The organism is Nocardia asteroides (assembly GCA_019930625.1).
In the GTDB taxonomy this organism is placed as follows: domain Bacteria; phylum Actinomycetota; class Actinomycetes; order Mycobacteriales; family Mycobacteriaceae; genus Nocardia; species Nocardia sputi.
Map to the genome: position 1 here is coordinate 2,000,480 of CP082844.1, position 17,418 is coordinate 2,017,897.

Here is a 17,418-nt window from a genome sequence, read left to right on the forward strand (position 1 = left end):
CAGCGGCCCGGCGGGGTCGGAGCCGGGAAGTTCTGCGCGGCGGCCGAGCAGTTCATTCCGGTGGGTGCTGGTGAGCCGGGGCGTTGGATCGCTGCCTCAGCGGCCCGGCGGCAGCTCGCGGCGGTCGGAGCCGGGGAGTTCAGGGCGCTGCTGTCCCGGCAGCTCTTCTCGGCGGGCGCCGGTGGGCAGACCGTAGCCCGCGGCGCCGGTCGGCGGAAGCGAGGAGTACCGAGGGGTCGGCGGCGCGGTGTAGTCGGCGTCGACAACGGTTGCAGCGACGTGCTGGGCGTGCGCGATCTCGGGCGAGCCGGGCTGAAATGGGTAGCCGACGGCCTGCGGATGCGAACTCTGGCCGTCGACGGTGACCTTGCGGGTGCGCCGCAACGTGAAGGTGATCTCCTCGACTTCCTCGAATGCCTGCCGCGCGGTACGCAGCGGATGCGTCGCCGTGTCGAGCGCGTTGGCGACGAACGACGGGACCAGCGGCCGGATGAAACGGGCCGCGGTGTCGGTGAACGGCACCGTGCCGATCAGCGGCAACTCGAGACCGCCGCCGCTGGGCGGCGCCGCCGGTGTGGCGGCGACGGTCACGGGGGCCGGTAGGTTCGGCGTCACCTCGGGGGGCATGGCGCTGTCCTTTCGATCGTCCGCCGTAGCGGCGGGAAGTTCGGGGCGGCGCGGCGGCTCGGTGATACCGATCTCGATGCCGCCGATGGCCGCGATGATGCGAGTGCGCTGCCGCTCCCGGTCGATGGCCGTGTCCGCCTCCACCGCGAGGCGGGCGGCGGTGAGCTGCTGTTCGGAGCGCAGGGCCTCGGCCTCGGCGCGCACTTCGGCCTGCTTGACCGCGATAACCGCATCGGCTTCGCGCTCGGCGCGGTCGTACACCGTGCGCGCCGCGTTGTGCCGGTCGAACGACGTCTCTCCCCGCCACCACCGCAGCACCAGAGGCAGCAGGGCCAGCGTGACGAACGCCACGATGAGGAGAACGCGCAGCGGCAGCGCGTCGTGCATCGTGTAGTCGTTCATCGCTTGCCAGCGTGCGCCGAGCCCTCGGTCGGCGTCGTCGAAGGCGGCGGTTCGTGCGGCCGAGAGGTCGTTCTGATCGGCGGCGATCCGGCGGTCGGCGGCGTCGACCCGGCCCTGCGCGGCAGCGAGCTGCTTGCGGGCGTCGTCGAGCATGTCGTTGGCCGTCTGCGTCTCCGGGCCGCGGCCGGGCACACCGGTGATCCTGGTGCGGGGGCACTCCGGGGCCGGGTTGTACTCGCAGCGGGCGATCACGAGGGCCTGGTCGATATCCGTCTGTGCCTTGCCGATCGCCTGTTCGAGGGCAGCCCGGTCGGCTTTCGCCCGGTCCAGTTCGCCCTGCGTCGCGACGACCCGTGGCGCCGAGTCCACCGACCGTTGCGCCTTCTCGTCCAGCAGCCGATCGACGGACCCGCTGAACAGCACGACAGCGGCGAGTTCGGCGATCAATCCGCCCGCCAGCACGGCCACCGCGACGCGCGCGGTCATCCCGAGCCGATCCGGTCCTCCGCTCGGCCGCGCCGTGGCCAGAGCCCGCGCGAGCGTGCCGGTCAGTGTGGCGACCAGGATGCCCGCCGCGAGCGCGACCCACCACGGCCACGTGGACGCCGCGGCCGCGGCGCCGACCGCACCGGAGATCGTCGCGAACAACGCCACCACAGCGCCGGTGACCGCATACCCGGCGCGCTCGTGGCGATCGGTGATCGCGCTGGTCCGACCCCCGCCGAGCCAGGTGAACAAGCCGGTGACGGTCATCGGAATGCACATCCTCTACGTCCCAGGCGCTTTCGCGGGCGCGACGAAACTGTCACGGATTCGTTGTGACAGCGTGACAGGCGCGCCGGGCTCGCAGCGAGCAGGGGCGGCCGGATGTGTCCAGGCTCACAGATCGTCCGAAGCGGGACGGGGCGTGGCGGGTGGATGCGCCTACGCTGGCGCGGTGATTCCGTTCCGTGCGAGCCATCTCGGGAGGTCAGGGCGTGCGCAGAGTCGGGTTGACGTTGCTGGCCGCGGCGTTGCTGATGTGGCCGGCTAGCGCAGGGGCCGCCCCGGCCGACCGGTCACTGGACCGGCTGGTCGCCTTGGTGGTCGAGCGCTTGGACACCGCCGACGCGGTGGCCGCGGCGAAGTGGATGGCCGCCGGTGAGCGCGGCATCGAGCCGACCATCGATGATCCGGCCAGAGAAGCGGAGGTCTACGACGCGATGGCCCGGCTCGGCAACGGTCGCTATCTGCCGGAGAATTGGGTGCGGCAGGTGTTCTTCGGACAGATCGAAGCCAGTAAGACGGTGCAGCGCGGATTGATACTGCGGTGGCGTTTCGACCCCGCCGCCGCGCCCACCGCACCGGCAGGCCTCGCGTCGGTGCGCCCGATCATCGACCGGGTGAACGTCGAGATCCTCGACGAGTTGACCGCGCGCCGGGCCGAACTGGTCGCGCCGGACTGCCCGGAGCGATTGGCCCGCAGCGTCTTCGGTGTGTTCACCACCGGCCGCGGCGACGCCCTGCACCGGGCGGCGCTGGTGCGGGCCTCCGCATCGCTCTGCCCCGTGTAGTGCCGGTCGGCGCCGCCCGGAGGGCCGTGCCGGAAAGATGTGTCCAACACCACTTCCCGATATTTGCTGGTTATGTGCTGAATCCCACATCGGACAAAAGAGTCCGGACGGTCGGATCCTATTAACGGCATGTCACACCCGTGTCGTAAATATCTCACCGGCCGGATCTCCGAGTTAGCCGCCGCCACATGGTTTGCCGGGCACCGGCCGGGGGAAATCCATTTCGATGCAGGTGAGGGCGGTTTCCCGGCCTGGTGAGGAAGGTCTCGGGTCGGTGTCGCGCGTCGGTTTCCCCAGCTGGCACCGGGTGCCATGGGGATCGATCGCACGGCAGGCGCTGCTTTACACTGGACAACGCGCACACGTGGAGGACCCAATGCAGAAGCCCAGCTAAACCTGGTTATTAGCGAAACCTAAGTTGGTTGGGCCCTGGACCTGACTTATCGTTTGCTCTTACGCCGAACACAGAACGTTCGGCTACCTCGCCCGCTCGGGCAGCCCCTAGCCGGTGCTCAGCGTAGCGGGAGGGCACCTGCTCGGAGGTAAGGATCTTGTTAGGGATCCGTTACCGAAGGGCACCCACTACGTCACAGAAGCGGGTGGAAACAACTGCAGACCTGACTGCACGCCGAAGACCATCAGCGCGGCTGGCTTCGGAACGTACGGGCGCAGTCTTGTACGGAGGCGTTCGACGAAAGGCCGTTTTTCTTCGAAGGCCCACTTTCTTGAAGGCAGAGGCATGACGCAACTTCCTGGCCACCGGTCACCTGGACCCATGGGGCTCTACGACCCGGCGAACGAGCACGACGCCTGCGGCGTCGCATTCGTCGTCGACATGCACGGCCGCCGCAGCCGCGACATCGTCGACAAGGCTATTACGGCTCTGTTGAACCTGGAGCACCGTGGCGCCGCGGGCGCCGAGCCCAACAGTGGCGACGGCGCGGGCATCCTGATCCAGGTCCCCGACCGCTTCTTCCGCGCCATCGTGGACTTCGAGTTGCCTCCGGAGGGCTCCTACGCCACCGGTATCGCCTTCCTCCCGCAGGCCCGTCGCGAAGCCGCGCGCGCCGCCTACGGTGTGGAGAAGATCGTGAAGGAAGAGGGTCTCGAGGTCCTCGGCTGGCGTGAGGTGCCGATCGACGAGTCCTCGCTCGGCGCCCTGGCGCGCGACGCCATGCCGACCTTCCGGCAGATCTTCATCGCCTCGCCGAAGAACGCTTCCGATCCGCTGTCGGATATGGATCTGGAGCGCCGCGCCTATGTCGTGCGCAAGCGGGTCGAGCGCGAACTCGGGTCGGCCGGTGCGGGTGAGGGCGCGGTCGGCAGGGAGTCGGTCTACTTCCCGAGCCTGTCCGGGCAGACCTTCGTCTACAAGGGCATGTTCACCACGCCGCAGCTGCGCGCGTTCTACCTGGATCTGCAGGACTCCCGCGTGGAGAGCGCCCTGGGCATCGTGCACTCCCGGTTCTCCACCAACACCTTCCCCTCCTGGCCGCTGGCGCACCCGTTCCGCCGGGTGGCGCACAACGGTGAGATCAACACCGTCACCGGCAACGAGAACTGGATGCGCGCCCGCGAGGCGCTGCTGCGCAGCGATGTCTTCGGCGTCGACTCCGCGGGCAAGAACCGGCTGGAGAAGATCTTCCCCATCTGTACTCCGGGGGCGAGCGACACCGCCCGGTTCGACGAGGTGCTGGAACTGCTGCACCTCGGCGGCCGCAGCTTGCCCCACGCCGTGCTGATGATGATTCCCGAGGCATGGGAACGCAACGAGACCATGGATCCGCGGCAGCGGGCCTTCTACGAGTACCACTCGATGCTGATGGAGCCGTGGGACGGCCCCGCATCGGTGTGCTTCACCGACGGCACCGTCGTCGGCGCCGTGCTCGACCGCAACGGCCTGCGGCCCAGCCGCATCTGGGTGACCGACGACGGCTTGGTCGTGATGGCCTCCGAGGTCGGCGTGCTGGACATCGACCCGTCCAAGGTGGTCAAGAAGGCGCGTCTGCAGCCGGGCCGCATGTTCCTGGTCGACACCGCCCAGGGCCGCATCGTCGGCGACGACGAGGTCAAGTCCCAGCTCGCGGCCGAGCACCCGTACCAGGAGTGGCTGGACGCGGGTGTCTCCCGCCTCGCCGACCTGCCCGACCGCCCGCACGTGCACATGTCGCACGACCGCGTGCTGATCCGTCAGCAGATCTTCGGATACACCACCGAGGAGCTCAACCTGCTGATCTCGCCCATGGCCAAGACCGGCGGCGAAGCGCTCGGCTCGATGGGCACCGACACTCCGATCGCGGTGCTCTCGGCTCGCCCGCGCCTGCTGTTCGACTACTTCTCCCAGCTGTTCGCGCAGGTCACCAACCCGCCGCTGGACGCGATCCGGGAAGAGGTGGTCACCAGCCTCAAGCGCAACATCGGCCCGGAGGCCGACCTGCTGCACCCGGGGCCGGAGTCCTGCAACATGATCGCGCTGGAGCAGCCGATCCTGGACAACGACGAGCTGGCCAAGCTCGTCCACATCAACGACGACGGATCGCACCCCGAGTTGCGCTCGGTGGTCGTGCGCGGCCTGTACCCGGTGAAGAAGGGTGGCAAGGGCCTGCGCAAGGCGCTGGAGGCGATCAACACCCAGGTGTCGGCCGCCATCGACGGCGGAGCGCGGATCATCGTGCTGTCCGACCGCGAGTCCAACGAGAAGCTGGCGCCGATCCCGTCGCTGCTGCTCACCTCCTCTGTGCACCACCACCTGGTGCGCGAGCGCACCCGCACCATGGTCGGCTTGGTCGTGGAGGCCGGTGACGCCCGCGAGGTGCACCACATGGCCACCCTGGTCGGCTTCGGCGCGGCCGCGATCAACCCGTACATGGCCTTCGAGACCATCGAGGACATGCTCGAGCGCGGCGCGCTGGAGATGCCGGGCAGCACCGGCGGGCAGGAGCGCAGCGACCAGGGGAGAAGTGCTGCCGATCTGCGCGCCGACTACCGCAAGGCGGTCGCGAACTTCAACAAGGCCGCGGGCAAGGGCGTGCTCAAGGTGATGTCCAAGATGGGCATCTCCACCCTGGCCTCCTACAACGGCGCCCAGCTGTTCCAGGTGATCGGCCTGTCGCAGGACCTGGTGGACGAGTACTTCACCGGTCTGCGCTCGCACCTGGACGGCATCGGCCTGGACGAGATCGCCGACGACGTCGCGCAGCGGCACCGGGTCGCCTTCTTGGAGAACCGCAACGAGCGCGCGCACCGCGAACTCGAGGTCGGCGGTGAGTACCAGTGGCGGCGTGAGGGCGAATACCACCTGTTCAACCCGGACACGGTGTTCAAGCTGCAGCACGCCACCCGGTCCGGTCAGTACTCGATCTTCAAGGAGTACACCAAGCTCGTCGACGACCAGTCCGAGCGGCTGGCCTCGCTGCGCGGTCTGTTCAAGTTCAAGCACCGTGCGCGCAACCCGATCCCGATCGAGGAGGTCGAGCCGGCTTCGGAGATCGTGAAGCGGTTCTCCACCGGCGCGATGAGCTACGGCTCCATCTCGGCCGAGGCGCACGAGACGCTGGCGATCGCGATGAACCGCCTCGGCGGCCGGTCGAACTCGGGTGAGGGCGGCGAGTCGCCGTCGCGCTTCGAGCCGGAGGAGAACGGCGACTGGCGGCGCAGCGCGATCAAGCAGGTGGCCTCCGGCCGCTTCGGCGTGACCGCGCACTACCTGACCAACTGCACCGACATCCAGATCAAGATGGCCCAGGGCGCGAAGCCCGGCGAGGGTGGGCAGCTTCCGGCGCACAAGGTGTATCCGTGGGTCGCCGAGGTGCGGCACTCGACGCCGGGTGTCGGCCTGATCTCGCCGCCGCCGCACCACGACATCTACTCGATCGAGGATCTGGCGCAGCTGATCCACGACCTGAAGAACGCCAACCCGCAGGCGCGCATCCATGTGAAGCTGGTCGCCGAGCCGGGCGTCGGCACCGTCGCGGCGGGCGTCTCCAAGGCGCACGCCGACGTCGTGCTGATCTCCGGTCACGACGGCGGCACCGGCGCCTCGCCGCTGACCTCGCTGAAGCACGCGGGCGGTCCCTGGGAGCTCGGTCTGGCCGAGACCCAGCAGACGCTGCTGCTCAACGGGTTGCGCGACCGCATCGTCGTGCAGGTCGACGGCCAGATGAAGACCGGTCGCGACGTGATGATCGCCGCGCTGCTCGGCGCCGAGGAGTACGGTTTCGCCACCGCGCCGCTGGTGGTCTCGGGCTGCATCATGATGCGGGTCTGCCACCTGGACACCTGCCCGGTCGGCGTCGCGACGCAGAACCCGGTGCTGCGCGAGCGCTTCACCGGCAAGCCGGAATTCGTCGAGAACTTCTTCCTGTTCATCGCCGAAGAGGTCAGGGAGCTGCTGGCCCAGCTGGGCTTCCGCACGCTGGACGAGGCCATCGGCCGGGTCGACCTGCTCGACACCTCCAAGGCCAAGCAGCACTGGAAGGCCAGCAAGCTGGACCTGTCGCCGATCCTGGACGACGTCGAGACGGCGTTCATGTACCAGGACCGCCGCTGCACCAAGGCCCAGGACCACGGCTTGGACAAGGCGCTGGACCAGCAGCTGATCGTGCAGAGCCGCGACGCGCTGGAGCGTGGTCAGGCGGTGAAGTTCGAGACCAAGATCACGAACGTGAACCGCACCGTCGGCACCATGCTCGGGCACGAGGTGACCAAGCTCTACGGCGGCGCGGGCCTGCCCGACGACACCATCGACATCACCTTCACCGGGTCGGCGGGCAACAGCTTCGGCGCTTTCGTACCCGCGGGCATCACGCTGCGCGTGCAGGGTGACGCGAACGACTATGTCGGCAAGGGCCTTTCCGGCGGCCGGCTGGTGGTGCGCCCGTCGCTGGACGCGCCCGGCGAGTTCGCCTCGGAGCAGAACATCATCGCGGGCAACGTGATCCTGTTCGGCGCAACCAGCGGTCAGGTCTTCCTCAGCGGTGTGGTCGGCGAGCGGTTCGCCGTGCGCAACTCCGGCGCCACCGCGGTGGTCGAGGGTGTGGGCGACCACGGCTGTGAGTACATGACCGGTGGCCGGGTGGTCATCCTCGGCGAGACCGGACGTAACTTCGGCGCCGGTATGTCCGGCGGCGTGGCGTTCGTCTTCGACCCGAACGGCACCTTCGCCGCGAAGCTCAACCCCGAGCAGGCCGACGCCGTCGAGCAGCTGGCCGGTGACGACTTCACCTGGCTGCACGACATCATCACCCAGCATCGTGACCAGACGGGTTCCGCGGTGGCCGATCGCATCCTGAGCGATTGGTCGCAGCAGGTGAACCACTTCGTGAAGGTCATGCCGCGCGAATACAAGAAAGTTTTGCTCGCCATCTCCGAAGCTGAGAAGAGCGGCAAGGACGTGGACGAGGCGATTATGGAGGCCGCACGTGGCTGACCCCCAGGGTTTTCTGAAGCACACTTCACGGGAACTGCCCAAGCGGCGACCGGTGCCGCTGCGCCTGATGGACTGGAAAGAGGTCTACGAGGAGAACTTCTCCCATCAGACCCTGCGCACCCAGGCCAGCCGGTGCATGGACTGCGGTATCCCGTTCTGTCACAACGGCTGTCCGCTGGGGAACCTGATCCCCGAGTGGAACGACTTGGTCTACAAGGACCACTGGCGCGAAGGCATCGACCGGCTGCACGCGACCAACAACTTCCCGGAGTTCACCGGGCGGTTGTGCCCCGCGCCGTGTGAGGCGTCCTGCGTGCTCGGTATCAACCAGGATCCGGTCACGATCAAGCAGGTCGAGGTCGAGATCATCGAGAACGCCTTCGACGAGGGCTGGGTGACCCCGGTCTACCCGACCCGCCTGACCGGCAAGAAGGTCGCCGTCGTCGGTTCCGGCCCGGCCGGTCTGGCCGCCGCGCAGCAGTTGACCCGCGCCGGGCACACCGTGACCGTGTTCGAGCGGGCCGACCGCATCGGAGGTCTGCTGCGCTACGGCATCCCGGAATTCAAGATGGAGAAGCGCTTCATCGACCGCCGTCTGGCGCAGATGGAGGCCGAGGGCACCATCTTCAAGACCGGCGTGAACGTGGGCGTGGACATCACCGCCGAGCAGCTGCGCGAGCGGTACGACGCGATCGTGCTCGCCGGTGGCGCCACCCTGGCGCGTGACCTGCCGATCCCGGGCCGCGACCTGGACGGTATCCACCAGGCCATGGAGTTCCTGCCCTGGGCCAACCGGGTGCAGCACGGCGACGACGTCACCGACGAGGAGGGGCTGCCGCCCATCCACGCGAAGGGCAAGAAGGTCGTCATCATCGGCGGTGGCGACACCGGCGCGGACTGCTTGGGCACCTCGCACCGGCAGGGCGCGGCCAGCGTGCACCAGTTCGAGATCATGCCGCGTCCGCCCGAGGAGCGGGCCGACTCGACCCCGTGGCCGACCTACCCACTGATGTACCGGGTTTCCTCGGCGCACGAGGAGGGCGGCGAGCGGGTGTTCTCGGTGAACACCGAGCGCTTCGTCGGCGCGGACGGCAAGGTGACCGGTCTGGACGCGCACGAGGTCAAGATGGTCAACGGCCGCTTCGAGAAGGTCGAGGGCACCGACTTCACCCTCGAGGCCGACCTGGTGCTGCTGGCCATGGGCTTCGTCGGTCCCGAGAAGCCGGGCCTGCTCACCGATCTCGGCGTCGGCTACGACCAGCGCGGCAACGTGCAGCGCGACAAGAACTGGGCGACCAACGTTCCCGGCGTCTTCGTCGCGGGTGACATGGGTCGCGGCCAGTCGCTCATCGTCTGGGCCATCGCCGAAGGCCGCGCCGCGGCCGCGGGCGTCGACCGGTACCTGGAAGGCGAGACCGCCCTTCCGGCGCCGATCACCCCCACCATGGTGGCTCAGCGCTAGATCCCCTCTCTTACCGGAGCGGAAACAAAGGCGCCTGTGGACAACTTGTCCGCAGGCGCCTTTTCGCGGTCGACCGCCGGTTTCGCCCGGTTGCCATCGGACCGGTGACGGGAATTCGACACACTGCGAGGTTCGAATGGCATTGCAGTGGTTGTGGCCCTATTGTTATCTCGGGCGCGTTGCTGATCTTGGGATGTGGGTAAGGGTGCACGTCATCCGTCCGGATGACTCGTGTTCACCTGGCGTGCACTGGAACGACATCCGGTGAGTTCAGCATTGACGCGGCAACTCGGCGGGAGTTCGACGAGGGCGAGGTTTGGAGCGGTATGCAGTGGAAGAAGATCGTCGCGGCTCTGGGCGCGTCCGCGACTGTGATGTCCGGCTTGGTTTTAGGCAGCGGTTCGGCGAGCGCCGCTCCCGGATGCCCGAGTCTGTACGTGGTGGCGATCCCCGGCACCTGGGAGACCGGGCGGGACAAGACCCCGCAGCCCGGCATGCTGTCCGGCGTCACGCGGGGCCTACCGTCCTCCGCAAAGGTCGACTACGTCACCTACGCCGCCACCGCCTTCCCCTGGGAGGGTGAGGTTTACGGCAACTCCAAGAAAGAGGCGGTCGACACCGCGCGCGGTCTGATCGCGAACATGGCGCAGGAGTGCGGCGCCACCAAGATCGCGCTGGTCGGCTACAGCCAGGGCGCGGACGCCGCCGGCGATCTCGCCGCCGAGCTCGGCACCGGTCTCGGTGTAGTGCCGCCCGACCGCGTCGCCGGTGTCGGCCTGATCTCCGATCCGCGCCGTTCGCCCACCGACATCCAGGTCGGCCCCGTCGCCGCGGGCGCGGGCGCGGGCGGTCCCCGGGTCGGCGGCTTCGGCTGGCTCAGCGACCGCACCCGCACCATCTGCGCGCTCGACGACCTCTACTGCGCGACCGCGACCGACGATTTCGTCACGCGGTTCGCAGGCTTCCTCGCCCAGGCGTCGGATGCCAACCCGGCCAATATGTGGCGCTACCAGATCGAGGCGGGCAACATTCTCGGCGACCTGATGACCTCGGGCGGTGTCCCGATCCTGCAGGCGCAGCTGACCGACTCGGCCAACCAGAAGCGCGCCAAGGACCTGGAGCGCTTCTACAAGTCGCAGGCGCACACCCTGTACGGTAGCTACCCCGTGGGCGGCGGCCAGACGGCCATCTCCTGGATGCACAACTGGATCGCGGGCATGGCCTGAGTCATCCGAAACCCAGGGCCCACCTCCGAGTTCGGAGGTGGGCCCTTTTCGATGTGGTCGACCGACTAGCTCGACCCGGTCGGCGGCAAATCGTGCCGGAAGTGTTTGATCACCGGACCATCAGGTCCCGGGCAGTCGCCCGGCCCGCGGCGCGGGCCGTCATGCCGTTCGTGGCGTTCGAAATGGCGGGGGCGACCATCGATCTCGGCGCCCTGCTGCGGCGCGTCCACCACTTGTACCTCGCCACGATCGACGGGGGTTTCAGCGGACGCGGTCGCCGCGAGGGCGGCGAGCGGGACGGCGATCAGCGCACCGGCGACGGCGACCCTGGTGAGACGCCGCAGCGGCGTAGCGGTTTTGGAGAGCGACATGGAATTCCTTTCTCTCGAACGGTGAGCCGCTGTTTCGCCAGCGGCTCACCGGTCCCATCGAAGGTTCCGTCACTGGGACACCGGTGCGATGGTCCTGGCAATCGGCTGTGAAAGCTCAGCGCGTCGCGATATTGCGCGGCAACAGGTCCCAGACATGCCCGTTCTCGTTGACGGTGGCGGCCGTGCGGCGTCCGGTGCGGGAGAACAGGATCCGGGTGATCGAGCAGTAGTCGACGGGAAAGGTCAGCGGCCTTTCCAACCCGAGGACCTCTTGCAGTAGCACGTTGACCACACCGCCGTGTGCGAAGGCGACGACCGTGTCGGCCGGATCGGCGGCCGCGACGATATCGGCGACGGCGGCGTGCACCCTGGCCTTGAACGCCGCACCGTCCACCTGCAGCGGGAGATGCCCGGCCTTGATCCGCTCATAGGCGTCGCGGAACTCGACCTTGGCATCCTCGATCGGAATGTAGGCGGGCAGATCGCGATCGTATTCGGCGAGATCGTCGACGATCTCGACGCCGAGTCCGAGTTTCGCGGCCGTCGGCGCCGCCGTTTCCCGAGCCCGCCGCTGCGGGCTGCTCACCACCCGGGAGACGCGATGATGACCGAGCGCCCCGGGCACCCGCTCGGCTTGCTCCAACCCCACCGGGGCCAACTCCGGATCGGCCGGCCCGCCCGAACTGAGCATCCGGACCGGCTGGGCGTGGCGAACGAGAATCAACTGCACCCGTCTCACTCTGCCGCATGCCCCTGACCTGTTCCATCCGGCCCTGTGGAGCCTGCGTCCGGCTCTGTCGGGTGACATACTCGGAACATGACCGTCGAGCCGTTTCCGCAGTGGCTGCGTCCGCCGCCGGGCGGATTCGTCGCCGAGGATCTCGATCGCCTGCCTGATCTTCCCCCCCACACGGAGCTGATCGACGGGAGTCTCGTTTTCGTGAGTCCGCAGGCGAAGTTTCACATGCTGGTCATCACCCTGCTCGACTCCGCGCTCCGTCATTTCGCTCCGGCTCACCTGCGGGTGCGGCGGGAGATGACGGTGACGCTCGGGCGGGATCAGCGTCCCGAACCCGACCTGCTGGTCATCCATGCTGACCGGGACGGCGGTCCAGAGCTCACTTCCTATCGAGCCGACGACGTCGTCTTGGCGGTCGAAGTCGTGTCGGCGGAATCGCGTACTCGGGATCGAGAGCGTAAGCCACAACTGTATGCCCGAGCGAGGATCGCGCATTTCTGGCGAGTCGAGAATGCAGAGGGCCGCCCGGTTGTCTATGCCTACGAACTGGATCCGGCCACGACGACATACGCGCTCACCGGCATCCACCACGATCGCCTGAAGCTGACCGTGCCGTTCGATATGGATATCGACCTCACCGAGATCGATCGGCTGTAAACCCGGTCGCCGGGCTCGGTCGGACGAGTACTCCGGCGGGACCGCCAACTCGGCGGTTCTTCGCTGCGGTATGGCACGCCGGCTCTCGACATCCGGCTCACACTGCGCTGACGGCCCGGTTCGCGTCGTGCGAACGGGCCGTCGACGTCTGCCGCTACTGGCTCTTCTTGCGCTTGGTCAGCAGGTAGATGCCGCCGATGATCAGCGCGACCACCAGCAGGCAGCAGATCGCACCGAAGATCAACCCGCCCCTGCTGCTCTTCTTCTTTTTGGCGGCGAGGTCGAGCGCGGAGTTCCATGTGTCCGGGCTCGCCCACACGGTGTGGTCCAGCAGGCTCGCGTTCGTCAGCAGGTCAAGGTACATATCCGAACCCCTTAAGGTGTATCGGCCTCCTCCCGGAGCCGAATCTCCAAGGGTAGCCGTCCGATTCGCTCGATGAGAACTCTTCCATGGCGAAGGCTCGGTCAGCGTGGTTTTACCAACGGGAACGGCAAGGTCTCGCGAATGCTGCGTCCGGTGATCAGCATGACGATCCGGTCCACGCCCATACCGAGCCCACCGGTCGGCGGCATGGCGTGCTCGAGCGCCTGCAGGAAGTCCTCGTCGAGTTCCATGGCCTCCGGGTCCCCGTTGGCCGCCAGCAGTGACTGCTCGGTGAGCCTGCGTCGCTGGTCCACCGGGTCGGTGAGTTCGCTGTAGGCCGTACCGAGTTCGACGCCCCAGGCGACGAGGTCCCATCGCTCGGCGACGCCGGGGATATTGCGATGCTGCCTGGTCAGCGGGGACACCGAGGTCGGGAAGTCGATGTAGAACGTCGGCTCCTCGGTGCGGGATTCGACCAGGTGCTCGTACATCTCCAGCACCACTTGGCCGGCGTCCCAGCCGTGCTGATAAGGCACTTCGGCCCGCTCACACAGTTCGCGCAACTCCTCGACCGTGGTCTGCGGCGTGATCTGCGCTCCGATCGCCTCCGACACCGCGCCGTGCACCGTCTGCACACGCCACTCGCCGGAGATGTCGACCTCCTCGAAGGTCCCGTTCCCATTGGGCCGCAAGGCCACCATCGCGCCGTTGGCGGCGATCGCGGCGTTCTGGATCAGCGTGCGGCAGGTGTGCATCATGCGCTCGTAGTCGCTGTGCGCCTCGTAGGCTTCGAGAATGGTGAACTCGGGGTTGTGGCTGAAGTCGACGCCCTCGTTGCGGAAGGTCCGCCCGATCTCGAACACCTTCTCCATACCGCCCACGCACAGCCGCTTCAGATAGAGCTCGGGCGCGATCCGTAGGTACAGGTCGAGGTCGTAGGCGTTGATGTGGGTGACGAACGGCGTGGCGTTGGCGCCACCGTGCACCTGTTGCAGGATCGGCGTCTCCACTTCCAGGTAACCCCAGGAGTTCAACGAGTCCCGCAGTGAGCGCACCACCGCGCTCCGCTTGGCCAGCACCTCGCGGATCTCGGTGTTGATCGCCATGTCGACGTAGCGCTGCCGCACCCTGGCCTCGGGATCGGCCAGCCCCTTCCACTTATCCGGCAGCGGGTGCAGGCACTTGCCCAGCATTCGCCAATCCGCCGCGAGCAGCGAGAGCTCACCACGCCTGCTGGTCCCGATCTGGCCGCTCACCTCGATCAGATCACCGAGATCGAAGAACTCGCCGAACTCGGCGCTGCGGTCGGCGCCGACCCGGTCGCGATCGATGACCAGCTGGATGTCGTCGGTCCAGTCGCGGACCACCGCGAAGATCACGCCGCCGTAGTCGCGGATGCGCAGCAGCCTGCCGCAGACCCGGACCGTGGTGCCGCGCGGGGAACGCCGCGCGTCGGCGACGGTATGCGTCGGCGGATAGGCGACCGGGTAGGGCTCTATACCGGAATCGGTGAGCCGCGTCAGTTTGTCCATGCGCACGCGGACCTGTTCGGGCCTGCGCGGCAACTGCTCCTCACCCTCGATCTCCGCGATGTCCGGCGGGCTGCCGTCGGCGTGCAGGCCCGTCACGGTCGCGGGCACGGCGGTGTGCACGCCGGTGTGCGTCGCGGTGTCGGGCTCTTTGCCGAGCCGCGGCAGGAAGCCCTCCGCCAAGGCGCTGGCCACCGCGACCCGCGGCAGCTGCCTGCGCTCTTCGAACAGGAAGAACCGGGGCACCCAGTGCGGCTGATACTTCACGTTCGAGCGATACAGCGCCTCGAGCTGCCACCAGCGCGAGAAGAACAGCAGCACGCCCCGCCACAAACGCAGCACGGGACCGGCCCCGATCTGGCCGCCCTCTTCGAACACCGAGCGGAACACGGCGAAGTTCAACGACACCTTGGTGATGCCGTACTGCTCGGAATTGAGCGCGAGCTGCGAGATCATCAGCTCCATCACGCCGTTGGGGCCGCCGGGGTCGCGGCGCATCAGCTCCAGCGAGGCGCCGGTGCGGCCCCACGGAACCAGCGACAGCATGCCGAGCACCCGGCCCTGCGGGTTGACCGCCTCGACCAGCAAGCAGTCGCCGTCCAGCGGATCGCCCAATCTGCCCAGCGCCATGGAGAACCCGCGCTCGGTCTCGGTATCGCGCCAGTGGTCCGCGCGGGTGATGATCCGGGGGAACTCCTCCGCCGGTATATCGCGGTGCCTGCGAATGCGCACCCCGACACCGTGTCTGCGCAGCCGGTTCGCGGCCTGACGCACCGGCTTCATCTCCGGACCGGCCAGCGAGAAGTTCCTGGTGTCCAGAATGGCTTCGTCGCCGAGGCGCAGCGCGGACAGACCCGCGCGCCGGTACGCCGTCGCACCGAGTTCGCTCGCTCCCATCACCGCGGGAGCCCACCCGAATCGATCCGCTTGCCGCAGCCAGGCGTCGATCGCCTGCGGCCACGCCTCGCGAATGCCGACCGGATCGCCGCCGGCCAGGCAGACACCCAGCTCCACACGGTAGGTCACCGCGGCCTTGCCGCTCGGGGCGAATACCACCGCCTTGTCCCGGCGTGTGGCGAAATAGCCGAGGGAATCCTCCACGTCCGAGCGCTCCAGCAATCCGCGGATCGCCGACTCGTCGGTGCCGGTCATCGCGTTCGCCGCCCGCTGCGAGCGCAGCAGGACGATCACCGCCGCCAGCAGCGCGGCGGCGCCGAACAGGCCGAGCAGGAAATTGACGAACGGCGGAGGATGCCCGTCGAAGTGCTCGTTGTCCGCCAGCACCGCCGCCGTCACGCGGTAGATCGCCCAACCCGGTCGCTGCACGCCCGGCGGGAGGCTGCCGGGGAACAATTCCACCAGGCCCCAGCCGAGCAGCGCGCCGCCCGCGAGACCACCGGCCAGCACGCCGAGCGCCTTCCACCCCGCGCCGCGGCGCACCTTGGTGTAGAACTCCGGCCATGCCGCGATCAGCACGCCGATGACGGCGAGGTGCACCACCATCGCCACCAGCGCGTGAATGCTGCCCCGCTCGGCGAAAGTGACGCCGTTGATCACCGCGTAGATGGCGAGATAACCGACCAGCAACCACCAGGCGATTCGTTTGCGGCTGGCGATCGCGCCCGCCGTCAGGCCGACGACCAGCGCCCACATCAGATTCGTGTCCGGCGCGTCGAAGTAATAGGTATCGATATAGTGGCGCGGCACGTGGGTCAGGAAACGCAGTCCGGGCGAGAGGCTCCACAAGAAGCACAGCACCGCGAATACACCGAGCGTCGACCCCGCGATATGCGGCACTTCCGAAAGGCGTCCGTGACCCCGGTGTGGAACCGGTGGAGCCGGTTTTTCCGCGGGTGGTCCGGTGTCGAGATGTTGCTGGGCTTGCGTGGAGGTCACGGAACCAGTGTGTACGTGAGTGTGTCAGATTTGCCAAGCCTGCGGCGCGCGTGTTTGTGCGGTGTTTGCGCGGGCGGGACTTCCTCGCGGCGTCTGCCCTGCCTGGGCGAGCCGAAGGCGAACTTTCCTGATTCCGCTGTGACCTGGGCGAATGAGTCGGCCAAATCGGCGTGAATTCGATCTGTGTGGTCGGGACGGTGGGATTTCCGTTCGGTGCGTGAGGTACGGCTCGAGTTGCCCGGAGATCGCCGCGGCTGTGGGGCGGTGTTCGGCGAGTTCGAATGGCGTAGTAGATATTTAGTCCATGTCGGAACCAGTCGAAGTACCGATCGATGAGGACGTTATTCGGCTCGGCCAGTTTCTGAAGCTGGCCAACATGATCGAATCCGGTTCGGAGGCGAAGACGGTGATCGCCGCCGGATTGGTGCGGGTGAACGACGAGGTGGAACTGCGGCGCGGGCGCCAGCTGCACGTCGGTGACGTGGTCGCCCTCGCTGGGCACAAGGCCATCGTGTCCGCCTGAGCGCCCGGATGCTGGCGGCGGCCGGCGAAGACCCGGCGCGCCGCCGAACCGGCTCAGTCCTCGGCGCGCACGACGATGCCGTCGTGGTCGCTGTAGAGCATCTCGCCGGGCACGAAAGTGATCCCGCCGAACTCGACCGGCACATCGCGGTCACCACTACCGGTCTGCGTGCTCTTACGCGGATTGGTGCCCAGCGCCTTGATGCCGATGTCCAGGGTGCGCAGGATGGCGGAGTCGCGGACCGCGCCGTTGACGACGACGCCGGCCCAGCCGTTCTCGACGCCGCGCCCGGCGATGATGTCGCCGACCAGCGCCGTGTGCACGCTCGCACCGCCGTCGACCACCAGCACCTTGCCCTCGCCCGGCTCACCGAGCGTCTGCTTCACCAGCAGATTGTCCTGGAAGCAGCGGATGGTGGTGATGCGTCCGGAGAACGCCGCACGCCCGCCGAACTGGATGAACTGCGTGTCGCAGCTGCGGATGTCCGGGCCGATCTCGTCGGCCAGGTCGGCGGTGGCGATTACATTCTGCGATTCGGTCACCGGGCTATTTTGCCGCGACTTCGTCACGGCGAGTTCGCGGCCCCTTCATGGCTCGCGTGCGAGCGACCGATGAGCCGGTGGACCGCCACAGATGGCTTC

The 17,418-nt window shown here is 67.8% G+C and carries 12 protein-coding genes; 6 read left to right on the forward strand and 6 right to left on the reverse strand.

The window, feature by feature from the left end; all coding sequences use genetic code 11:
• Positions 1–96: 96 nt before the first annotated feature.
• Positions 97–1,782: a DUF4407 domain-containing protein gene (locus K8O92_09145; protein ID UAK34038.1), complete on the reverse strand. Its 1,686-nt coding sequence runs from the start codon at positions 1,780–1,782 to the stop codon at positions 97–99.
• A gap of 224 nt (positions 1,783–2,006) precedes the next feature.
• Between K8O92_09145 and K8O92_09150 the strand changes: the two genes are divergently transcribed.
• The 4 genes from K8O92_09150 to K8O92_09165 all read left to right on the forward strand — a co-directional run bounded on the left by K8O92_09150 (position 2,007) and on the right by K8O92_09165 (position 10,698).
• The gene (locus tag K8O92_09150; GenBank protein ID UAK34039.1) at positions 2,007–2,582 is read left to right on the forward strand and encodes a chorismate mutase; all 576 of its coding nucleotides are present in this window, start codon (positions 2,007–2,009) and stop codon (positions 2,580–2,582) included.
• A 739-nt stretch (positions 2,583–3,321) separates the two neighbouring features.
• Positions 3,322–8,010 (forward strand): glutamate synthase large subunit, encoded by a 4,689-nt coding sequence (gene gltB, locus K8O92_09155; protein ID UAK34040.1) that lies wholly within the window; start codon positions 3,322–3,324, stop codon positions 8,008–8,010.
• The gene (locus tag K8O92_09160; protein UAK34041.1) at positions 8,003–9,472 is read left to right on the forward strand and encodes a glutamate synthase subunit beta; all 1,470 of its coding nucleotides are present in this window, start codon (positions 8,003–8,005) and stop codon (positions 9,470–9,472) included. The genes gltB and K8O92_09160 overlap by 8 nt, the downstream gene beginning before the upstream one ends.
• A gap of 326 nt (positions 9,473–9,798) precedes the next feature.
• Complete coding sequence (locus tag K8O92_09165) at positions 9,799–10,698, forward strand: cutinase family protein (protein UAK34042.1); 900 nt, start codon at positions 9,799–9,801, stop codon at positions 10,696–10,698.
• A 65-nt stretch (positions 10,699–10,763) separates the two neighbouring features.
• Here K8O92_09165 and K8O92_09170 read toward each other — a convergent pair whose 3' ends face one another.
• Complete coding sequence (locus K8O92_09170) at positions 10,764–11,069, reverse strand: hypothetical protein (GenBank protein ID UAK34043.1); 306 nt, start codon at positions 11,067–11,069, stop codon at positions 10,764–10,766.
• 115 nt (positions 11,070–11,184) lie between these two features.
• Positions 11,185–11,799: a histidine phosphatase family protein gene (locus K8O92_09175; GenBank protein ID UAK34044.1), complete on the reverse strand. Its 615-nt coding sequence runs from the start codon at positions 11,797–11,799 to the stop codon at positions 11,185–11,187.
• An 87-nt stretch (positions 11,800–11,886) separates the two neighbouring features.
• Between K8O92_09175 and K8O92_09180 the strand changes: the two genes are divergently transcribed.
• Positions 11,887–12,465: a Uma2 family endonuclease gene (locus K8O92_09180; GenBank protein UAK34045.1), complete on the forward strand. Its 579-nt coding sequence runs from the start codon at positions 11,887–11,889 to the stop codon at positions 12,463–12,465.
• A gap of 154 nt (positions 12,466–12,619) precedes the next feature.
• Here K8O92_09180 and K8O92_09185 read toward each other — a convergent pair whose 3' ends face one another.
• Positions 12,620–12,829 carry a hypothetical protein gene (locus K8O92_09185; GenBank protein ID UAK34046.1) on the reverse strand — a complete coding sequence of 70 codons (210 nt, stop codon included), beginning with the start codon at positions 12,827–12,829 and terminating at the stop codon, positions 12,620–12,622.
• 101 nt (positions 12,830–12,930) lie between these two features.
• The gene (gene lysX / locus K8O92_09190; GenBank protein UAK34047.1) at positions 12,931–16,254 is read right to left on the reverse strand and encodes a bifunctional lysylphosphatidylglycerol synthetase/lysine--tRNA ligase LysX; all 3,324 of its coding nucleotides are present in this window, start codon (positions 16,252–16,254) and stop codon (positions 12,931–12,933) included.
• A 304-nt stretch (positions 16,255–16,558) separates the two neighbouring features.
• On the opposite strand from lysX, the gene K8O92_09195 reads away from it, so the two are divergent.
• On the forward strand, positions 16,559–16,777 hold the full coding sequence (locus K8O92_09195) for an RNA-binding S4 domain-containing protein (GenBank protein UAK34048.1): 219 nt from the start codon (positions 16,559–16,561) through the stop codon (positions 16,775–16,777).
• Positions 16,778–16,830: 53 nt separating this feature from the next.
• Here K8O92_09195 and rraA read toward each other — a convergent pair whose 3' ends face one another.
• Positions 16,831–17,319, reverse strand: coding sequence for a ribonuclease E activity regulator RraA (gene rraA, locus K8O92_09200; GenBank protein ID UAK34049.1), 489 nt, complete (start codon positions 17,317–17,319; stop codon positions 16,831–16,833).
• Between the last annotated feature and the right edge of the window lie 99 nt (positions 17,320–17,418).